Raw genomic sequence first — 17,539 nt, 5'->3', positions numbered from 1 at the left:
GGTGCTTCCGTAGCCCAGTTCGACAAGGCGGCGAGCCGTATAGGAAACCTTCGCCACCTCTTGACCGGCAGAATTGAACCGCACGCTCTGCATGGATTTCTCCTTACCCGACGTCCCGCGGAGCACCAGCATCCGCCGCGCTCGCAGACTGCGCACTCCGACCACCGTCATATGTGGCAATCCGAGCAATCCGGAACTCCTAACGGACGACGACCCGCTGGATCGCGGCGTACGTCGGCTGTCCGGCGGACGGCATCACAAGCGGCGGCGGCGCCACGCCGGAGACTTCGTGGAAGAACGCCCCTTCCAAGTCCGCCCGCACCACGGCGAGTTCCAGCCCACGGCGATCCGGCCGTCCCGCCCCCGCGGCCCCTCGAACCCGGCGCCCCACAGCACCGGCGGCGGCGCCTCGGGCTGGTCCGTACGGGCGTACCGTGCGCGGGGTGACATCGGGGGCTCGGCGGAAGCGAGAGTGGCTCGTGCGCGGTGCGGTGCGTTGGTTACGGGCGTTCAGCAGCAGGCTCCGGCGCGGCAGTCGCACCCTGCCTTCGTCGTCTCCGTCGTCTCCGTCCTCTCCGTCGGACCGGGGGCCGGCGCCGGGGCGGCGCCGGCGGGGGCCGCCGGCACGGCGCAGCAGCCCTTGCCCCGCCAGGAGTCCCGGCCCTCCTTGACGGCGACGGCGGCGATGACGAGGGCGGCGATCGGGTCCGCCCAGGACCAGCCGAGGGTGGCGTTGAGGACGAGGCCGACCAGGAGGACGGCGGACAGGTAGGTGCACAGCAGGGTCTGCTTGGAGTCGGCGACCGCCGAGGCGGAGCCGAGTTCGCGACCGGCACGGCGCTGCGCGGCGGACAGGAACGGCATGACCGCCAGCGACAGGGCGGCCAGCACGATGCCGGTGATCGAGCGGTCGGCCTCGCCGGCGCCGGTCAGGGCGCGGACGGCGTCCATCGTCACGTAGGCGGCGAGGACGAAGAAGGAGACGGCGATGATGCGCAGGGTCGTCTTCTCGCGGGCCTCGCGGGCGGCGTGGTCGGAGGCGGAGAACTGCCAGGCGACCGCGGCGGCGGACGAGACCTCGATGACGGAGTCCAGTCCGAACCCGATCAGCGCGGTCGACGACGCCACGCTGCCGGCGGTGAGGGCCACGACGGCCTCGATGACGTTGTAGGCGATCGTCCCGGCGACCAGGAGCCGTATCCGCCGGGCCAGCACCTCGCGGCGGGCCGGGGTCGGCCCGAGGGATGGGGAGACCATCAGCAGCAGCCCTCCGTGGCGGCGTCCGCGCAGGTCCTGTCCTCCGCGACCGCGACCACGGCGGACAGGAGGTCCTCCAGCGCGTGGCCGAGACGTTCGTCGGCGAGCTCATAGCGGGTCCGCCTGCCGTCCGGGACCGTGACCACAAGGCCGCAGTCGCGCAGACAGGCCAGGTGGTTCGACAGCCGGGTACGGGAGACCCCGAGCATGTCGGCGAGATCGGCCGGGTAGGCCGGCGCCTCGCGCAGGGCCAGCAGGATGCGGCAGCGGATGGGATCGGCGAGCGCCCGGCCGAAACGGACCAGCACGTCGATGTCGGCGGCAACAGTCAGCACGGGAGCGAGAGTACATCAGATCCTGAATTCAGGAAACAGTGAACCCTGGTGGCGGGCGATCAGCGCTCAGCCATACGCTCGAACCGAGGGGACGGGAGAGGACGGGACCATGACCGACGACGGGCAGGATCTGGGCGGGACGCAACGGGCGCACTGGCAAAGCACCTACACCGCCCACCCGGCGATGTACGGCGAGCAGCCGTCGGCACCGGCCGTCCACGCGACCGCCGTCTTCCGTGCGGCCGGGGTCCGCGACGTCCTCGAACTCGGCGCCGGGCATGGGCGCGACGCCCTGCACTTCGCCCGTGAGGGGTTCACGGTCCGGGCCACCGACTTCTCCGCGACCGGCCTGGAGCAGCTCCGCGCCACCGCCCGCCGGCTGGGAGTGGACGACCGCGTGACGACCACGGTCCACGACGTCCGGGATCCGCTGCCCCTGCCGGACTCCTCGGTGGACGCGGTGTTCGCCCACATGCTGTTGTGCATGGCCCTGTCCACCCAGGAGATCCACGCCCTGACGGACGAGATCGCCAGGGTGCTGCGGCCCGGCGGGACCTTCGTCTACACCGTCCGTCACACCGGCGACGCCCACTACGGCTCCGGCATCGCCCATGGCGACGACATCTTCGAACACGGCGGGTTCGCCGTGCACTTCTTCCCACGTCACCTCGTCGACGCCCTCGCCGAGGGCTGGACGCTCGACGAAGTCCACTCGTTCGAGGAGGGCGACCTGCCGCGTCGCCTCTGGCGCGTCACCCAGAGGCTGCGAGGCGCGTCGCGGGAGAACGAGTGAGGCGCTCCGCCGGCGTGGCCGGTTCCGGTGGCAGAGCCCACGTCGGCGACGGGGCGTCCGCGTCCCCCGCTCCGGATCAGGTACGGGCCAGTTCCGCGGCGCCGAAGGAGACGTCGAAGCGGTCGCACCAGATGCTGACGCTGCTGTACCGGCTCACGTCGACCTGTTTCGGCACGGCGTAGTTCTGGCTGCCTTTGTTGCCCTTGAGCGCGCCGAGGCTGACGTGGTTCCCGTCGTCGAACAGGTGCCAGCCGGCGCGTCCCTCCTTCACCGGCGCGTCGGTCAGCCACACGCGCAGGTCGGGGCCGTTGCTGGTGTCGAGCCCTTCCAGGCGCAGCACATGGCTGCCGTCGGCCAGCCGCAGGAGCTTCACCGTGCCGGACGTCGCGTGCTCGTGGCTGATCAGCTCGCCGCTCGCCAGCGTCCGCGGCCCCGCCGGGGCCGGTGCGGGGGACGCGCCGGTCGGCGGTGCCCCGGCCGGCGCCTTCGGGGCGTCGACGGCGCCGGGCAGCGCCTCCCGCACCGTCTCGTCCTGCCACAGCTTCCACGGCTGGAACCAGTACAGGCCGAAGCCGGCTCCCGCGAGCGCCACGACCAGTACGACGGCCGTCCACGGCCTGGTCCGCGCGCGTCGTTGTCGACTCATACCGCCCACCCACCTCCTGGGAGTCACTCGTCTCACCCCCATTCAACGGGCCGGGCGGCCGTCCGAGGCGGCCCGGCGGATGACGAAACCCTTACGTCGGCCCGGTCCGGCGCCGCCCCCCTCTCATGCCTTACGGAGTCATGACGTACGGGCGCGATCCCGTGGTGCGCCGCCGGGGCGGCCCTAGCGTGGCGGTATGCGTGTACTGGTCACCGGCGGTGCCGGGTTCATCGGGTCCCAAGTGGTCGCCGCCCTGCGGGAGCGGGGGCACGAGGCGATCGTGTTCGACGTGCGGGTGGATCCCCGTGCCGACGTGCGGGACCCGGCGGCCGTCGGGCGCGCTCTGGCCGGTGTGGACGCCGTGTGCCACCAGGCCGCGATGGTCGGGCTCGGTGCCGGGGTCGCGGACGCGGCGGAGTACGTCTCGCACAACGACCTGGGCACGGCCGTGCTGCTCGCCGGCATGGCGGAGGCGGGCGTACGAAAGCTCGTGCTCGCCGGGTCGATGGTCGTCTACGGGGAGGGCCGGTACGGGTGTGCGCGGCACGGGGTCGTCAGGCCCGGGCCGCGGGCCGTCGCCGACCTGGAGGCGGGCCGGTTCGAGCCCGGCTGCCCGGTGTGCGGGGAGGACCTCTCCCCCGGCCTGGTCGGCGAGGACGCCCCGGCCGATCCGCGGAACGTGTACGCGACGACCAAGCTCGCCCAGGAGCACCTGGCCGCCGCCTGGGCCCGCTGCACGGGCGGCTCGGCGGTGTCGCTGCGCTACCACAACGTGTACGGCCCCGGGATGCCGCGCGACACCCCGTACGCCGGTGTCGCCTCCTTCTTCCGCTCGGCGCTCGCCCGGGGCGAGGCGCCGCGGGTGTTCGAGGACGGGCGGCAGAGGCGGGACTTCGTGCACGTGAGGGACGTGGCCGCCGCCAACGTGGTGGCGCTGGAGGCGCGGTCCGCCCCGGGCGCGCTCACGGCGTACAACACCGGCAGCGGTGACCCGCACACCGTCGGCGAGATGGCGCGGGCGCTGGCCACCGCGTACGGCGGGCCCGAGCCGGTCGTCACCGGCGGGTTCCGGCTCGGGGACGTACGGCACATCACCGCGGACTCCTCGCGGCTGCGGCACACCCTCGGGTGGAAGCCGCAGGTCGGATTCGAGGAGGGCATGGCGGAGTTCGCGCGCGCCGGAATGCGCGAAACCTAGGGCCGGTGGTGCTGCCCGCCTCAGGAAGCGGCGGCGGGCAGCACCACCTCGAAGCGGCAGCCGCCGGGGATGTTGCGTACGTCGGCCCGGCCCTGGTGCGCCTCCACGATGCCCCGGACGATGGCGAGGCCGAGGCCCGCGCCCGCCGGGGGCGTGCGGGCGTGGGTGCCGCGCCAGCCGGTGTCGAAGACGCGCGGCAGGTCCTCCTCGGGGATGCCGCCGCAGCCGTCCGTCACCGACAGCACCACACCGTCGGCGGAACGCTCCGCGGCGATCGCGACCGTGCCGTCGGCCGGGGTCCGGCGGATGGCGTTGACCAGCAGGTTGCCCAGCACCCGGCTCATCTCCTTGCCGTCCACCTCCACCGGCACCGGCTCGATACGCCCTCCCACCAGCCGCACCCCGTGCTCCCGGGCCAGCGGGTCGGCTCCCGCGAGCGCGTCGCCGACCAGGTCGTACAGAGAGATCCGGGTGGGTGTCAGGGACAGGGCGCCGGCGTGGATGCGGGAGAGTTCGAAGAGGTCGCCGACCATGTCGTTGAGGCGTTCGACCTCGGTGCGCATCTGTCTCAGGTAGCGGCTGGGGTCGGCGGCGACGCCGTCCTCCAGGGCCTCCGACATGGCGCGCAGGCCGGCCAGCGGGGTGCGCAGGTCGTGCGAGATCCAGGCGACGAGTTCGCGCCGGGAGGTCTCCAGGGCGCGTTCGCGCTCCCGGGATTCGGCGAGTCGGGCACTGGTGGCCGCCAACTCGCGGCTCAGGTACTCCAGTTCGGCGGTCGTCGGGCCGTCGGGGGCGGCGAAGGCCCCGCCGTCGCCGAAGGACCGTGCGGCCAGGGCGAGTTCATGGCTGCGGGCGACGACCCAGCGGCCCAGCAGCAGGGCGGTCGCCAGGGAGACGACGGCCGCCATGGCGACGACGGTCGTGACGACGGTCAGGTCGTGCGGCGACAGGAACATCGCCCAGGCGACGGCGAGCGTGCCCGCGAGCATCGCGACGACCCCGACCGCCGCGACCACGGCGAGCGAGGCGGTGAGCGAGCGGCGCCGGATCAGGCGCAGGACGCCCGCTCCGGCCAGACCGCTGGCGGCGGCCCCGGCGAAGGCGTACAGGGCGATCAGGAGGGTGTCACGCACGGTCAGTCCTCCTCGTCCGCAGCCCCGGCGGGGTCGAAGCGGTAGCCCACGCCCCACACGGTCTGGATCAGGCGGGGCCGGGCCGGGTCGTCCTCGACCTTGCCGCGCAGGCGGCGGACGTGGACCGTGACGGTCGACAGGTCGCCGAAGTCCCAGCCCCACACCTCGCGCATCAGGTCCTCGCGGCCGAAGGCCCGCCCGGGGTGCCGCAGGAAGAAGGAGAGCAGGTCGAACTCGCGCAGCGTCAGGGCGAGTTCGGTGCCGTTCTTGGTGGCGCGGCGGGCGGCCGGGTCGACGGTCAGGCCGGCCGCCGCCAGCCGGTGCGGTCCGGGGGCGGCCGGCCCGCTGCGGCGCAGCACCGACTCGACGCGCAGGACGAGTTCGCGGGGGCTGAAGGGCTTGGTGACGTAGTCGTCGGCGCCGACCTCCAGGCCCAGGATGCGGTCGTCCTCGTCACCGCGGGCGGTGAGCATGATGACCGGCACGGGGCCCTGGCCGCGGATCCGCCGGCACACCTCCAGGCCGTCCATGCCGGGCAGCATCAGGTCGAGCACGACCAGGTCCGGCCGGTGCGCGGCGGCACGGGTGAGGGCCGTGGGACCGTCGTCGGCGCGGTCGACGGCGTAACCGGCGCGGTCCAGATACCCGGCGACGACCTCGGCGACGGTCGGATCGTCGTCGACGACCAGGATCCGGGGGGAGCCGGCGGCTTCGGCTTCGGCTTCGGACCGCGGGGGCTCGTACGGCTGCTGCTGCATGCCCCCAGCCTGGCACCGCGCCGCCGCCGGCGCGGGGCCGGATGCCCTTCGGGCCTTCGACGTCCGTGTTTCGTAAGGAGCACTGGTCCGATATGCCTGATTCGCGTTCGTAGGGTGAAACCCGTGACGACGACACCTTCGGACGTCGACGTGGTGCTGCCCTGCCTGAACGAGGCCGAGGCCCTTCCCTGGGTGCTCGAACGGATCCCGCCGGGCTGGCGCGCACTCGTCGTCGACAACGGTTCCACCGACGGCTCGGCCGAGGTCGCCCGCGCGCTCGGCGCGACCGTCGTGCACGAGCCGCGCCGGGGCTTCGGCGCCGCCTGCCACGCCGGGCTGAGCGCGGCCACCGCCGACGTGGTGTGCTTCTGCGACTGCGACGCCTCCCTCGACCCGTCGCTCCTCGTCCCCTTCGTCCGCGAGGTGCGAGGCGGCGGGGCCGACCTGGTCCTCGGCCGGCGGCGCCCGCGGGGCCGGGGCGCCTGGCCCGCGCACGCCCGCGCCGGCAACCTCGCGCTCGCGCGGATGCTGCGCCGCCGCACCGGGCTGCCCCTGCACGACCTCGGTCCCTTGCGCGCCGCCCGGCGTGAGGCGCTGCTCGCCCTCGGCCTCACCGACCGGCGCAGCGGCTATCCGCTCCAGATGGTCGTCCGCGCGGCCGACGCCGGGTGGCGGATCGCCGAGCACGACGTGCCGTACCTGCCGCGCACCGGGGCCTCGAAGGTGACGGGCACCTGGCGCGGGACCTGGCAGGCCGTAAGGGACATGAGCCGCGTGCTGACCGAGACGCCCGCACACGAAGGGAGGACCGCGCGTTGACCACGCTCCTCGTCATCGCCAAGGAACCGCGCCCCGGCCGGGTCAAGACCCGGCTCACCCCGCCGTTCACGCCCCGTCAGGCGGCGGAGCTGGCCGAGGCGTCGCTCTCGGACACCCTGGCCGCCGTCGCGGCGGCCCCGGCCGGCCGACGCATCCTCGTCCTCGCCGGGCGGCCCGGCCCCTGGCTGCCGCCCGGCTTCGAGGTCGTACCGCAGTGCGCGGGCGGTCTGGACGAGCGGCTGGCGGACGCCTTCGCGCACTGCGCGGGTCCGGCACTGCTCATCGGCATGGACACCCCGCAGGTGACGCCGGAGCTGCTCACCGTGGACTTCGCCGACTGCGACGCCTGGTTCGGCCCGGCGGAGGACGGCGGGTTCTGGGCCCTCGGCCTGGCCCGCCCCGAGCCCGCCCTGCTGCGGGGTGTGCCCATGTCGGCCTCCGTGACGGGAGCGGTCCAGCGGGACCGGCTCGTGGCCGCCGGTCTGCGGGTGCGCGATCTGCCCCGCCTGCGCGACGTCGACACCGCCGCCGACGCCGAGGCCGTCGCCGCCCTGGCCCCGCACGGCCGGTTCGCGGCGCGGCTGGCGAGGTGTACGGCGGAGCCGGACCCACCCCGGGATTCCCGGCCGCCCGCGGAACCGGCCCCGCGCCCGGCCGGTCCCCGATGAGCACCCCACCCGCCACCGCCCTCGCCTGGGCGACCGCCGACCCCTACGCCGCCGCCCTGCGCGCCGGTCACGGGCCGCTGTTCCTGCGTCGTACCGACGGCTGGCTGCTGCCGCTGGAGGTGGAACGCTGGTGCGCCAGGGCCGACGCGGTCGACCGGGACGTGCTGGACCGGTGCGAGGGGACCGTGCTGGACGTGGGGTGCGGGCCCGGGCGGCTGGTGGCGGAACTCGCCGGCCGGGGCCGGGTCGGCCTGGGCATCGACGTCAGCGAGGCCGCCGTCGACCACACCGTACGGCTCGGGGGCCAGGCGCTGCGGCGGTCGGTCTTCGAGCCGCTGCCCGGCGAGGGCCGCTGGGGAACCGTCCTGCTCATGGACGGCAACGTCGGCATCGGCGGCGACCCGCGCGCCCTGCTGGACCGGGTGGCGCGGATCCTGCGCCCCGGCGGTCTGCTGATCGCCGAGACCGCCCCGGAGGACGTCGACGAACGCGTCCGCGTCCACATCACCGACGCCCGCGCCACCGCCGGTGACCCCTTCCCCTGGGCACGGCTCGGCACCCGGGCCCTGCTGCGCCACGCACGGGGCTGGGAGCAGACCGATCAGTGGGCGGCCGACGGGCGCCGCTTCGCCGCCCTGCGCAGCCGCAGCGCCAGCAGCAGCGCCGAGCCGCCGAAGAGGACGGCGCTGATCAGCAGCCAGCGGGCGAGGAACACGTCCGCCGGCAGCCCGGTGGCGGACCGGTAGCGCCGCTCCACCATGCCGCTGATCAGCGGGAACCACACGAGCAGGAGCAGCCCGGACAGGGCCGCCGGTACGCGCACGTACGGCACCCACTCCCGGCGCCGGAGCGCACCGAGCCCCCGTACGACCGCCCGGTCCGCGACCGCGTACAACGGCAGCAGCACGAGGTCGTGCAGCAGTGCCGCCGCCACGAACCACAGGGCCACGCCGAACCAGTCGTCGGCGAGGAGGCGTACGCCCGCGTAGGCGGCGAGGGCGAACGAGGCGGCGAGCAGCAGCAGTTGGAGGGGGCTGCCGACAGGGATCCGCGGACGCATCAGAGGTCTCCGAACGTCATCCGGGCCACCCACTTGGTGTTCAGCACACCGGGTGCGGCGGGCACGATGATCCGCGCCGGGTAGCCGTGGTCGGGGGACAGGTCCTCGCCGTTGACGTACAGGGCGAGCAGGGAACGCGGGTCGGCCACCTGGTTGGCGCGCAGGGCGGCGCTCCGGAAGGCGCCGCGCCGCTGGAGGGACTCGACGAACACGTCCGGCGGGTCGTCGTCGTGGCCGACGAGCGCCGCGAGGTCGCGCAGCCGCACCCCGCGCCACCACTGGTCCGACGTCGACCAGCCCTCCACGCAGGCGATGGGCAACGCCGCGCTGTGCAGGGGGAGTTCGGCGAGCTGGGCGCGGCTGAGACGGACGGTGCCCGTACGTCCCGTCACCACGAGCCGCCAGGCGTCCTCGCCCGTCCGCGCCGCCTCGATCCCGGCGTACGCGGCGGTCTTGTTGATCTGGAAGCCGTTCGGGCCGCCGCCGGGTTCCGCGCCGCCGTGCGGGGCGAGGAGGGCGGTCCGGCGCAGGGCACCGTCGAAGTTCTGCCCCACCGTCGTCGCGAACAGCAGCAGCGAGCCACCCCCGACGAACCACAGGGCACCCCGCCGGGAGACGGTCGGCTCGGCGGGACGCACCGGCACCAGGTCGTTCTTCTCCTCCCGCAGCTGCCGCAGATTGCGCAGCGCCGTGGGCATCTTCAGCATCGCGTGGGCGACGAACGCGGCGAAGAACACCCATGCTCCGTAGAAGTGCAGCGGGTAGAAGGAGCCGGGGAAGACGTAGTCGAGCTGGACGTTGAGCACACCGGTCACGAACTCGAACAGCGCGCCGCCCACCAGGAGCAGCAGCGAGATCCGCTCCAGGGCGTGCGCGAGCGAGCGGGCCGGCGGCAGTGCGAACAGCCTCGGCACGACGGACCACAGCTTGGCGAGCAGGACGGGGATCAGGGCGATGCCGAGGGTGACGTGGACGCCCTGGTTGAGCCGGTACAGCCAGTGCGGGTTCGTCGGCCAGGCGAAGAGGTAGAAGCCGAGGATCCCCTTGTCCGGGGTCTTGTCGTTCACCGGCGACAGGTCCGGGTTGTAGGCGGCGTACGAGAGGAGTCCCGTCACGAACAGCACGGTGATGCCGAACAGCAGCACCAGGCCCAGCACCGAGGTGAACCAGGGGCCGCGCAGGGGGCTGCGCCAGAAGCCCGGGGACGTGGGGAGCCGCGGAGCGCGTGGATCGTCTCGCATGAGCCGACGGTAGGCCGGGAGCCCCCCGTGAAGGCGTGCTCAACCCATGACGAAACGCTGACGTCGGACCCGGACGGCGGTCCGTGACGGGCGGCGCGGCCTAGCGTTCCGGTGTGATCCGCACCCCGCCCTCCACAGCACCGTCCCGAGGCCGCCGTCGTGACCTGTACGCCGCCGCGGCCGCCGTACTGCTCGTGACGGCGGCCGTCCTGATCGGCCGCCACATCGAGGGGACCAGCCGCACGCTGTTCGTCGACTGGCCGCCGCTGCTGGCGTCCTGGGGCCCGCACCTGGGCCCCGGCACTCCGGCGGCCGTCCTGGTCGCGATCGCCACCGTGGCGTACGGCCCCGCCGTGGCGGCCCGTCTCCCCTGGCGAGCCCTGCTGCCGGCGGTCTGGGGCACGGCGACGGCGTGGATCTTCTCCCTCGCCCTGATCGACGGCTGGCACCGTGGCGTCGCACGCAGGCTCACCACCCGCTACGAGTACCTCCAGGTCATCGACCGCTTCCACGACATCCCGGCCGCGCTGCAGGGCTTCACGCAGCACATCCTGCTCGACTCCCCCGACCACTGGCCCGCCCACATCGCCGGCCACCCACCGGCCGCCACGCTCACCTTCGTCCTGCTCGACCGGATCGGGCTGCGGGGCGGGGGCTGGGCCGGGGTGTGGTGCGTCGTCGTCGGGGCGACGGCCTGTGTGGCCGTGCTGGTCACGATCCGCGCCCTGGCCGACGAGGCGCTCGCGCGCCGGGCGGCCCCCTTCCTCGTCCTGGCCCCGGCGGCCGTGTGGATGGGCACCTCGGCCGACGCGTACTTCGCGGCGGTGGCGGCGTGGGCGGTGGCGTCACTGGCGCTGGCGGTCACCACCCGGTCCCTGTGGTGCGCGGCAGCCTCCGGGCTGCTGTTCGGCCTGACCTGCTATCTGTCGTACGGCCTCACGCTCGTCGCCCTGATCGGGGCGGCGGTCCTGGTGCTCGGCCGGCACGGCATCCGGGAGCGCCCCGCCCTGCTGGTGCCGCTGCTCGCCGGACTGGCGGTCGTCCCCGCGGCGTTCACGCTCGCCGGGTTCAACTGGTGGGAGGCATACCACCTGCTGGTCACGCGCTACCACCAGGGCGCGGGCGGCATCCGTCCCTACGGCTACTGGGTCTGGGCCAACCCGGCCTGCACGGTGCTCATCACGGGCCTGGCGACAGCGGCGGGACTGCGGCGGACGGGGGCGGTGCTGATACGGCGTCCCGCCCGGCCGCGCGGCGACGTCCGGCTCGCGTTCCTCGTGGCCGCCGCCCTGCTCGCCCTGCTGGTCGCGGACCTGTCCGGCATGAGCAAGGCGGAGACGGAACGCATCTGGCTCCCGTTCGCCCTGTGGCTCCTCCCTGCCTGCGCGCTCCTGCCCCGCCCCCGCGCCTGGCTCACCGCCCAGGCCCTGCTCGCGCTGCTCCTGAACCATCTGCTGCTCACCGGGTGGTGACCGCTCGGCAGGAGGCGGATGCTCGATGCCATGACGATCGACGTGACGGCCGAGCGTGTCCTGCCCCTGCCGCCCGAACGCGTGGCCGCGTACGCCATGGACTGGCGCCACGACGCCGACTGGACCCAGGGCATCCGCACGGCCGCACTCACCGCGGAGGCGTCCGGGGGCGGCTTCGGAACGGGAGCGGAGGTCACGCGTACGGCGTACTTCCTGGGTCGGCGCATCGACTACGTGCTGCGGGTCGCCGCGTACGACCCACCCCACCTGCTGGACATGGTGTCCGTGGCCGGCCCGATGCCCATGCACGTCACCTACACCTTCGACCCCCACCCGCGCGGCACGCACGCCCGCATCCGGGTGCGGGGCGGCGAGGGGGGGTTCTACCGGCTGGCGGCACCTCTGCTGGCCCGGCAGGTCCGCACCAACCTCGCCAAGGACCTGCGCGACCTCGAAGCGCGACTCGTGACACAGGGGTGACGTGGCACGGCGATGAGACGAAGCGAGGCGAACAGGGCCGCCCGGCCCTGGCGTTGGGGGGGGAGGCCGGGCCGGGCGCCGTGGCCCTGCTCTCCCGTCGCCCCCTCCCCCGCCTCGGCCGAACGGCCGACCGCAGCGCCGCCCCGAAGGCCGCCCCGCTCAGCCCGGGGTCACGCCCAGCAGCCGTTGACGGTCGCGGCGAGGCCGTCGAGGGCGTCCTTGATGTCGTTCCCGGCGGCGGTGGAACCGTTCTCGACGAAGGAGAAGACCTTCCAGCGCCCGTCCTGCGCCTTCGTCATGCCGCTGAGGGCGATGGCGCCGGTGAGGGTGCCGGTCTTGCCCTTGACCTTGCCGACGGCGCACTGGGAGTCCGGGGTGTCGAACCGGCCCCACTCGGGGCCCAGGGTGGCGCCCGCCTCGCCCGCGACGGGCAGGCCGTCCGCGATGTACTTCAGGGTCTGGCGGTGGCGGGGGTCGACGGTCAGGTCGAGGATCTCGGCCAGCGTCTGGGCCGGGATCCGGGTGGAGCGGGACAGTCCGCTGCCGTCGTACATCTCGAAGTTGTCCAGCGACACCCCGTACCGCTGGCTGAGCACGGACCGTACGACGGCCGTCCCGTCCTCGAACGTCGCCGAGCGGCCGGCGCCGAGCGCGGTCATCCGGAGCAGCGTCTCGGCGATGTTGTTGTCGCTCACCTTGAGCATGTGCTTCACGATCTTGGACAGCTTGTCCGAGCTGTGCTGGGCCACGGGGACGTTCCCGGCCCCGGCCGCGCCTCGGGTGACATCGCCGGTGACGGCGACACCCCGGTCGGTGAGGAGCTTGGCGAAGACCTGCCCCGCGTCCACGGCGGTGTCCGCGACGGCGTGTCCGTCCACCACCAGGGGCCGCACCGGGGCGATCTCGTTCGGGTAGTAGCCGGCGTTCCAGCCGGTGGCGAGTGCGGGCTCGGGGAAGAGGCTGTCGTCGACGCGGACCTTCACCGAGGTCAGACCGGCGCGCTTCAGGCCCGCGACCGCGTCCTTGGCCAGCGCGTCGAGGTCGTCGGTGGTCAGCGTGCGGTCGCCGCCGCCTATGAGGGTGAGCGTGCCGTCGCCGTAGACGACCTTGGTGGTGAACCGGTGGTCGGGGCCGAGCACGGTCAGGGCGGCGGTGGCGGTGGCGAGCTTGGTGTTGGACGCCGGCATCAGCGCGGTGCTCGCGTCATGGCCCCAGACCACCCTGTCGGACTTGGCGTCGATCACGACACCGCTGAGGGACGGGCCCAGACGCGGGTCCTGGGCACGGGTGGTGAGGTTGTCCGCGATCTTCTGCTCGGCCGGATCGAGCGCGGTGACCGTGCTCTTGGAGACGACCTTGTCCGCGGCGAAGGCCGACGGGGCGGCGGCCAGGATCGACCCCGCGACGGGGCCGGTGGTGGCGATCACGAGTGCGCGGCGGACCGCCGGACTCATCGACTTGGGCTTGCGGTGACGTCCGCCTGCTGCGGCGGACAGGGAGGAACTGGGCACGTGGGGGGCCTCGTGTGCTGGGTCCGTTGGTACGGACGGGACAAAAGTACTTGAAGGGGAAAGTACAAGAGTGACTGTTGTTACGGATGAGTATTTTGTGAAAAAGGGCGGTGACGAGCGCCACGCGGGCGGAAACGGGATTGAACGCCCTGATGAAAGGGGGTGCGAATCAACTTCCGGGGCGCTGTGGCGCTCGGATGCCCGACAGGGCGAAGGACGCCGTGTCGAAGCGTCCGGCCTATCCTGGCCATGAGTGGCCGCCGTGCGCGGCCAGGGGGTTTCTCTCGGACGAGCCAGGGAGGTCCCCGTGTGAGCGGGCATCGGGGTCGTACGGCGATCGTCGCGGCCGTGTTGTCACTGGCCGTGACCCTGGCCGCGTGCGGGGGCTCCGGGGAGTCCGACTCGGGCGGGGCTGCCCCCGGCGAGGGCGGCTTCGGGGTCGGGCTGCTGTTCAGTCAGAACATCCAGACCCGCTGGGAGACGTTCGACAGGCCCTTGATCGAGAAGAGACTCAAGGAGCTGTGCGCGGACTGCGCGCTGGAGTACGCCAACGCCGAGGGGGACGTGGCCGCCCAGCAGCAACAGGTGGAGACCCTCCTCAACAAGGGCGTCAAGGTGCTGATCCTCAGCGCCGTGAACTTCCGGTCGCTCCGCTCCTCGGTCGAGCGGGCACACGACGCGGGCGTCCCGGTCATCGCCTACGACGGCCTCGTCGAGGGCCCGATCTCGGCCCACGTCTCCTTCGACAACGAACGGGTCGGCAGGCTCCAGGGCGAGGCGCTCCTCAGGGCCCTGGGCGACAAGGCGGCCGACAGCCAGATCGTCATGATGAACGGCCCCCAGACCTCCCCGACGAACGTGTCCTTCAAGAGGGGCGCGATGTCCGCCCTCCAGGGCAAGGTCAGGATCGGCAGGACGTACGACGTCCCGGGCTGGAGCCAGGAGAGCGCCCACGCCAACATGGTCCGCGCCGTCGCCGCCCTGGGTGCCGACGACATCGACGGCGTCTACGCCGCCAACGACGGTCTCGCCGCCGGCGTGATCTCCGCCCTCAAGGCCGCCCGCATCGACCCGCTGCCTCCCGTCACCGGCCAGGACGCCGACCTCGCGGCCGTGCAGCGCATCCTCGTCGGCGAGCAGTACATGAGCATCTACAAGCCCTTCAAGGCCGAGGCCGACACGGCCGCGGAGATGGCCGTCGCCCTGGGCCGCGGCGGGAACGTCGACGACATCGCCGAGACCACCGTCGACACGCCCACCACCAAGGACATCCCCGCCGTCCTGCTCGACCCCGTCCCCGTGACGGTCACCACCATCGAGGACACCGTGGTCAAGGACGGCGTGTACACGACCGACCAGATCTGTGTGCCGAGGGTCGCCGCCGCCTGCGAGAAGGCCGGGCTCACCCGGTGACAGCGGGCCTGCCGGACGCCCACCGAGCGACTGAATCCGCAGGCCGAGCAGCGTGTCTGGCGAGTGGGGCGGGCGGCTCGGAGCAGGGTGTTCCGTGCAGGTGCTCCGTACCGCCGCCGTCGAGGAGGAACCGTGAAGCGTCGTGTCGTCGCCGTCCTGGCCGTTGCCGTCACCGGGCTGGTGCTGTCGGCCCTACCGGCCGCGGTCCACCGGGGCCTGGGCAGGGTCGGCAGCGATGACTGGAACATCTTCCTCACCAATGTGCTGCTGTAGCGCAGGGTCCTCACACCAGTTCGGGTTGCGGCTCCGGCCGCGCCGGCGCGGCCTGCGGTTCCCACTGCCTGGTGGTCCGCAGGTAGCCGTAGACCACTGAGACCATCGCCAGCAGGAGAAGCGGTCCGAACAGCCAAGGGTGTGCGGCCATCTCCATCGGGATGTAGCGGTACGACAGCAAAAGCGCGGCGAACACCGCCACCCCGTACGCGACCAGCTGGATTCCCGCCCGGTCCCAGCCGCGGTCGAGCGAGCGCAGAGCCGCCTCGATCGTGACCACGAAGACCACACCGGCGATGAGATCCGCGCCGTAGTGGTAGCCGAAGCCCAGCGTCGCGCCGAGTGTGGCGATCAGCCAGAACGTTCCCGCGAAGCGCAGAACGCGCGGGCCCCTGCGGGTGTGGATGAAGATCGCGGTGGCCCACGCCGTGTGCAGGCTGGGCATGCAGTTGCGAGGGGTGATGCCGTCGTACGGCATGGGCTGGGGGGCGATGACCGGCGGCGGCACGTCGGGCCACAGGTTGGCCATCGCCCAGTGCCCGCCGCCGGTGCCGAAGGCTCCGGTGCCGTAGGCGAAGACCGGTCCGACGACCGGGAAGATCATGTAGATGCCCGGCCCCAGGAGGCCGATCACCAGGAAGGTGCGCACCAGATGATGGCGCGGGAAGCGCCGCTCGGCCGCCACGTGGCGCATCTGGTACAGCGCGACGACGACCGCGGCCACCGCGAGTTGTACGTAGACCCAGTCGAGAACATGCTCGCCCACCGGGCCGGTCGCGTCGACGATCCGCCCCGCCAGCCAGGACGGGTTGCCCAGCGCGTGATCGGCGATCGCCACGTACTGGTCGAGCACCACCGGGCAGGTCTTCGAGGTGATCAGCAGCCAGGCGTCACCGGTCTTGCGGCCGGCCACCAGCAGCAGACCCAGTCCGACGCCCTTCAGCAGCAGGACGCGTTCGGGGCCGGTGCGGCGTGTGACGGCGACGACCGCACACCCCAGCATCACCCACAACGCGCCGTTGCCGAAGGGGTGGCCGTCGGTCACCTCGGCGTCGGCCAGCCACCGCACCAGCAAGAACGCGAGGTCGATACCGATCGCGGCGGCCATCGCCAGGAACCGCTGCCGCCAGGTGAGCACCACCATCGTCAGCGCCATGCCGGCGTACAACAAGAAGCCCGATTTAGGAGGAAATATCGCCTCTCGCGCCTGATGGGTCATCGGCCCCGGCTGGCCGTAGCGGCGAGCGGCGATCTCCAGCGCGACGAGGAACCCGAGGGCTACCGCCCCCGCCGCGACCCACAGCAGCGTTCTGTATTTTGTTCGCGGAAAAAACCGCGATCGTATAGGTATCAAACTATTCGGCCGATTTGTCAGATTTTAAAGGTGATCATTAAGTTCGAACATGTTATCGGAGCCCAGTGGGCGGTTTTCGAACACGGCCACTCCGGAGATGAAGACGGCCGCCGGCGCGAGGACGTTGCTCCTCGTGGCCGATGTGGCCTTCGTCGCGGTAGCGGGTCGCGGCGCCCTCGCCGGCGTCCGGTGCGCCGACCGCCGCCGTGCGCACTCCGGCCTCCGCGGCGGCGGAAATCCTGTCACCGCGAGGACACATCTCCGCGTGCGTCGGCGTTAGGGTTGGAGCACACGCCCGGGCCCCCGCCGCATCCCCGAGACGAAGGTGCCATGCCCGCTGAGAACGCCCCTGCCGCCGGGAACCTCGACGACGACGACTACCCCGCCTACACCATGGGGCGAGCCGCCGCCGCCCTCGGCACCACTCCGGCCTTCCTGCGGGCCATCGGCGAGACCGCGCTGATCACTCCCCTGCGCTCGGAAGGCGGCCACCGCCGGTACTCCCGCCGCCAGTTGCGCGTCGCCGCCCGCGTCCGTGAACTCGTCGACCAGGGAACCCCCGTCGAGGCCGCCTGCCGCATCGTCTCCCTTGAGGACCAGCTCGACGACGCCCTCCGCCTGAACCTGGAGATGCGCCGGAAGCTGGACGGGACCGGCGCGCATACCTAGTCCCGTCGGCACAGAAATACAGTCCGCGGCGACATGAGAATCAGTGAGCGACCCCGAAAAAACCTGGGAGCCACCACCGTCCCTGTGTTAACGTGATAGCAGTTGCAGTTTTGGTTGCCAGAGAATTATTTCTTTGCAGAGCTTTCCGGATCTTTCCGGAGGGGTGATCACAGCGGCGACTCGGAATCCGTAAAGTGCGGACTCCGGCACTGCCCCCCAAGGGAGATTCAATATGGCATCTGGCACCGTGAAGTGGTTCAACGCGGAAAAGGGCTTCGGCTTCATCGAGCAGGACGGCGGCGGCGCTGACGTGTTCGCCCACTACTCGAACATCGCCACCAGCGGCTTCCGCGAGCTTCAGGAAGGCCAGAAGGTTACCTTCGACGTCACGCAGGGCCAGAAGGGCCCGCAGGCCGAGAACATCGTTCCCGCCTGACACTGACGCGAACTATGTGGCTG

General features: G+C 72.5%; 20 protein-coding genes. 11 read left to right on the top strand and 9 right to left on the bottom strand.

Annotation, left to right across the window (positions count from 1 at the left end):
* Positions 1-199: 199 nt before the first annotated feature.
* The 3 genes from ABZ078_RS23555 to ABZ078_RS23545 form a co-directional block, all read right to left on the bottom strand.
* A complete protein-coding gene (locus tag ABZ078_RS23555; protein ID WP_356578087.1) occupies positions 200-325 on the bottom strand; it encodes a hypothetical protein in 126 nt (41 codons plus the stop codon).
* A gap of 185 nt (positions 326-510) precedes the next feature.
* Positions 511-1,257: a cation transporter gene (locus ABZ078_RS23550; protein WP_356578085.1), complete on the bottom strand. Its 747-nt coding sequence runs from the start codon at positions 1,255-1,257 to the stop codon at positions 511-513.
* Positions 1,257-1,592, bottom strand: a complete 336-nt coding sequence (locus ABZ078_RS23545; protein WP_356578083.1) for a metalloregulator ArsR/SmtB family transcription factor — start codon at positions 1,590-1,592, stop codon at positions 1,257-1,259. Before ABZ078_RS23545 ends, ABZ078_RS23550 begins: the two co-directional genes overlap by 1 nt.
* A gap of 109 nt (positions 1,593-1,701) precedes the next feature.
* Between ABZ078_RS23545 and ABZ078_RS23540 the strand changes: the two genes are divergently transcribed.
* Positions 1,702-2,385 carry a class I SAM-dependent methyltransferase gene (locus tag ABZ078_RS23540; protein WP_356578081.1) on the top strand — a complete coding sequence of 228 codons (684 nt, stop codon included), beginning with the start codon at positions 1,702-1,704 and terminating at the stop codon, positions 2,383-2,385.
* Positions 2,386-2,461: 76 nt separating this feature from the next.
* Here ABZ078_RS23540 and ABZ078_RS23535 read toward each other — a convergent pair whose 3' ends face one another.
* A complete protein-coding gene (locus ABZ078_RS23535) occupies positions 2,462-3,031 on the bottom strand; it encodes a DM13 domain-containing protein (RefSeq protein WP_356578080.1) in 570 nt (189 codons plus the stop codon).
* Between the two features lie 196 nt (positions 3,032-3,227).
* Here ABZ078_RS23535 and ABZ078_RS23530 point away from each other — a divergent pair, with 196 nt between their 5' ends.
* Positions 3,228-4,229 carry an NAD-dependent epimerase/dehydratase family protein gene (locus tag ABZ078_RS23530; protein ID WP_356578078.1) on the top strand — a complete coding sequence of 334 codons (1,002 nt, stop codon included), beginning with the start codon at positions 3,228-3,230 and terminating at the stop codon, positions 4,227-4,229.
* A gap of 20 nt (positions 4,230-4,249) precedes the next feature.
* Here the strand turns inward: ABZ078_RS23530 and ABZ078_RS23525 are convergent, their stop codons facing one another.
* Together ABZ078_RS23525 and ABZ078_RS23520 are read right to left on the bottom strand one after the other, a co-directional pair.
* Positions 4,250-5,362 carry a HAMP domain-containing sensor histidine kinase gene (locus ABZ078_RS23525; RefSeq protein WP_356578076.1) on the bottom strand — a complete coding sequence of 371 codons (1,113 nt, stop codon included), beginning with the start codon at positions 5,360-5,362 and terminating at the stop codon, positions 4,250-4,252.
* A 2-nt stretch (positions 5,363-5,364) separates the two neighbouring features.
* The gene (locus tag ABZ078_RS23520; protein WP_356578074.1) at positions 5,365-6,120 is read right to left on the bottom strand and encodes a response regulator transcription factor; all 756 of its coding nucleotides are present in this window, start codon (positions 6,118-6,120) and stop codon (positions 5,365-5,367) included.
* A gap of 114 nt (positions 6,121-6,234) precedes the next feature.
* Between ABZ078_RS23520 and ABZ078_RS23515 the strand changes: the two genes are divergently transcribed.
* Genes ABZ078_RS23515 through ABZ078_RS23505 form a run of 3 tightly spaced genes read left to right on the top strand, consistent with a single transcriptional unit; the run spans position 6,235 to position 8,353 of the window.
* The gene (locus ABZ078_RS23515; protein ID WP_356578072.1) at positions 6,235-6,939 is read left to right on the top strand and encodes a glycosyltransferase family 2 protein; all 705 of its coding nucleotides are present in this window, start codon (positions 6,235-6,237) and stop codon (positions 6,937-6,939) included.
* The gene (locus ABZ078_RS23510; protein WP_356578070.1) at positions 6,936-7,607 is read left to right on the top strand and encodes a TIGR04282 family arsenosugar biosynthesis glycosyltransferase; all 672 of its coding nucleotides are present in this window, start codon (positions 6,936-6,938) and stop codon (positions 7,605-7,607) included. The genes ABZ078_RS23515 and ABZ078_RS23510 overlap by 4 nt, the downstream gene beginning before the upstream one ends.
* Positions 7,604-8,353: a class I SAM-dependent methyltransferase gene (locus ABZ078_RS23505; RefSeq protein ID WP_356578068.1), complete on the top strand. Its 750-nt coding sequence runs from the start codon at positions 7,604-7,606 to the stop codon at positions 8,351-8,353. Before ABZ078_RS23510 ends, ABZ078_RS23505 begins: the two co-directional genes overlap by 4 nt.
* 313 nt (positions 8,354-8,666) lie before the next feature.
* Here the strand turns inward: ABZ078_RS23505 and ABZ078_RS23500 are convergent, their stop codons facing one another.
* Positions 8,667-9,908, bottom strand: coding sequence for a molybdopterin-dependent oxidoreductase (locus ABZ078_RS23500; protein ID WP_356578066.1), 1,242 nt, complete (start codon positions 9,906-9,908; stop codon positions 8,667-8,669).
* Positions 9,909-10,024: 116 nt separating this feature from the next.
* On the opposite strand from ABZ078_RS23500, the gene ABZ078_RS23495 reads away from it, so the two are divergent.
* The gene (locus ABZ078_RS23495; RefSeq protein ID WP_356578110.1) at positions 10,025-11,380 is read left to right on the top strand and encodes a hypothetical protein; all 1,356 of its coding nucleotides are present in this window, start codon (positions 10,025-10,027) and stop codon (positions 11,378-11,380) included.
* 30 nt (positions 11,381-11,410) lie between these two features.
* Complete coding sequence (locus ABZ078_RS23490; RefSeq protein ID WP_356578064.1) at positions 11,411-11,860, top strand: SRPBCC family protein; 450 nt, start codon at positions 11,411-11,413, stop codon at positions 11,858-11,860.
* 170 nt (positions 11,861-12,030) lie between these two features.
* On the opposite strand, the gene dacB is transcribed toward ABZ078_RS23490, so the two are convergent.
* Positions 12,031-13,314, bottom strand: a complete 1,284-nt coding sequence (dacB, locus tag ABZ078_RS23485) for a D-alanyl-D-alanine carboxypeptidase/D-alanyl-D-alanine-endopeptidase (RefSeq protein WP_356578109.1) — start codon at positions 13,312-13,314, stop codon at positions 12,031-12,033.
* A gap of 366 nt (positions 13,315-13,680) precedes the next feature.
* Here dacB and ABZ078_RS23480 point away from each other — a divergent pair, with 366 nt between their 5' ends.
* Entirely contained in the window at positions 13,681-14,784 is a 1,104-nt protein-coding gene (locus ABZ078_RS23480) for a substrate-binding domain-containing protein (protein WP_356578062.1), read from the top strand.
* Between the two features lie 132 nt (positions 14,785-14,916).
* Positions 14,917-15,057: a hypothetical protein gene (locus ABZ078_RS23475; RefSeq protein ID WP_356578060.1), complete on the top strand. Its 141-nt coding sequence runs from the start codon at positions 14,917-14,919 to the stop codon at positions 15,055-15,057.
* Between the two features lie 10 nt (positions 15,058-15,067).
* On the opposite strand, the gene ABZ078_RS23470 is transcribed toward ABZ078_RS23475, so the two are convergent.
* Positions 15,068-16,363, bottom strand: coding sequence for a phosphatase PAP2 family protein (locus tag ABZ078_RS23470; protein ID WP_356578107.1), 1,296 nt, complete (start codon positions 16,361-16,363; stop codon positions 15,068-15,070).
* A gap of 378 nt (positions 16,364-16,741) precedes the next feature.
* Here ABZ078_RS23470 and ABZ078_RS23465 point away from each other — a divergent pair, with 378 nt between their 5' ends.
* Positions 16,742-17,080 carry a helix-turn-helix domain-containing protein gene (locus ABZ078_RS23465; RefSeq protein WP_356578058.1) on the top strand — a complete coding sequence of 113 codons (339 nt, stop codon included), beginning with the start codon at positions 16,742-16,744 and terminating at the stop codon, positions 17,078-17,080.
* A gap of 232 nt (positions 17,081-17,312) precedes the next feature.
* Positions 17,313-17,516: a cold-shock protein gene (locus tag ABZ078_RS23460; protein ID WP_007383480.1), complete on the top strand. Its 204-nt coding sequence runs from the start codon at positions 17,313-17,315 to the stop codon at positions 17,514-17,516.
* The last annotated feature ends 23 nt before the right edge of the window (positions 17,517-17,539 follow it).

The sequence above is a fragment of the Streptomyces sp. NPDC006385 genome, from assembly GCF_040612485.1.
Taxonomy (GTDB): Bacteria; Actinomycetota; Actinomycetes; order Streptomycetales; family Streptomycetaceae; genus Streptomyces.
The sequence above is the reverse complement of the archived record's forward strand: the minus strand, read 5'-3'. Positions and strand labels throughout refer to the sequence as shown.

Excerpts from the sequence above, each read along its gene's own strand:
- ABZ078_RS23540 (WP_356578081.1), top strand. The coding sequence starts at position 1,702 with ATGACCGACGACGGGCAGGATCTGGGCGGGACGCAACGGGCGCACTGG.
- ABZ078_RS23500 (WP_356578066.1), bottom strand. The coding sequence starts at position 9,908 with ATGCGAGACGATCCACGCGCTCCGCGGCTCCCCACGTCCCCGGGCTTC.
- ABZ078_RS23535 (WP_356578080.1), bottom strand. The coding sequence starts at position 3,031 with ATGAGTCGACAACGACGCGCGCGGACCAGGCCGTGGACGGCCGTCGTA.
- ABZ078_RS23490 (WP_356578064.1), top strand. The coding sequence starts at position 11,411 with ATGACGATCGACGTGACGGCCGAGCGTGTCCTGCCCCTGCCGCCCGAA.
- dacB (WP_356578109.1), bottom strand. The coding sequence starts at position 13,314 with ATGAGTCCGGCGGTCCGCCGCGCACTCGTGATCGCCACCACCGGCCCC.
- ABZ078_RS23520 (WP_356578074.1), bottom strand. The coding sequence starts at position 6,120 with ATGCAGCAGCAGCCGTACGAGCCCCCGCGGTCCGAAGCCGAAGCCGAA.
- ABZ078_RS23550 (WP_356578085.1), bottom strand. The coding sequence starts at position 1,257 with ATGGTCTCCCCATCCCTCGGGCCGACCCCGGCCCGCCGCGAGGTGCTG.
- ABZ078_RS23465 (WP_356578058.1), top strand. The coding sequence starts at position 16,742 with ATGCCCGCTGAGAACGCCCCTGCCGCCGGGAACCTCGACGACGACGAC.
- ABZ078_RS23505 (WP_356578068.1), top strand. The coding sequence starts at position 7,604 with ATGAGCACCCCACCCGCCACCGCCCTCGCCTGGGCGACCGCCGACCCC.
- ABZ078_RS23460 (WP_007383480.1), top strand. The coding sequence starts at position 17,313 with ATGGCATCTGGCACCGTGAAGTGGTTCAACGCGGAAAAGGGCTTCGGC.
- ABZ078_RS23530 (WP_356578078.1), top strand. The coding sequence starts at position 3,228 with ATGCGTGTACTGGTCACCGGCGGTGCCGGGTTCATCGGGTCCCAAGTG.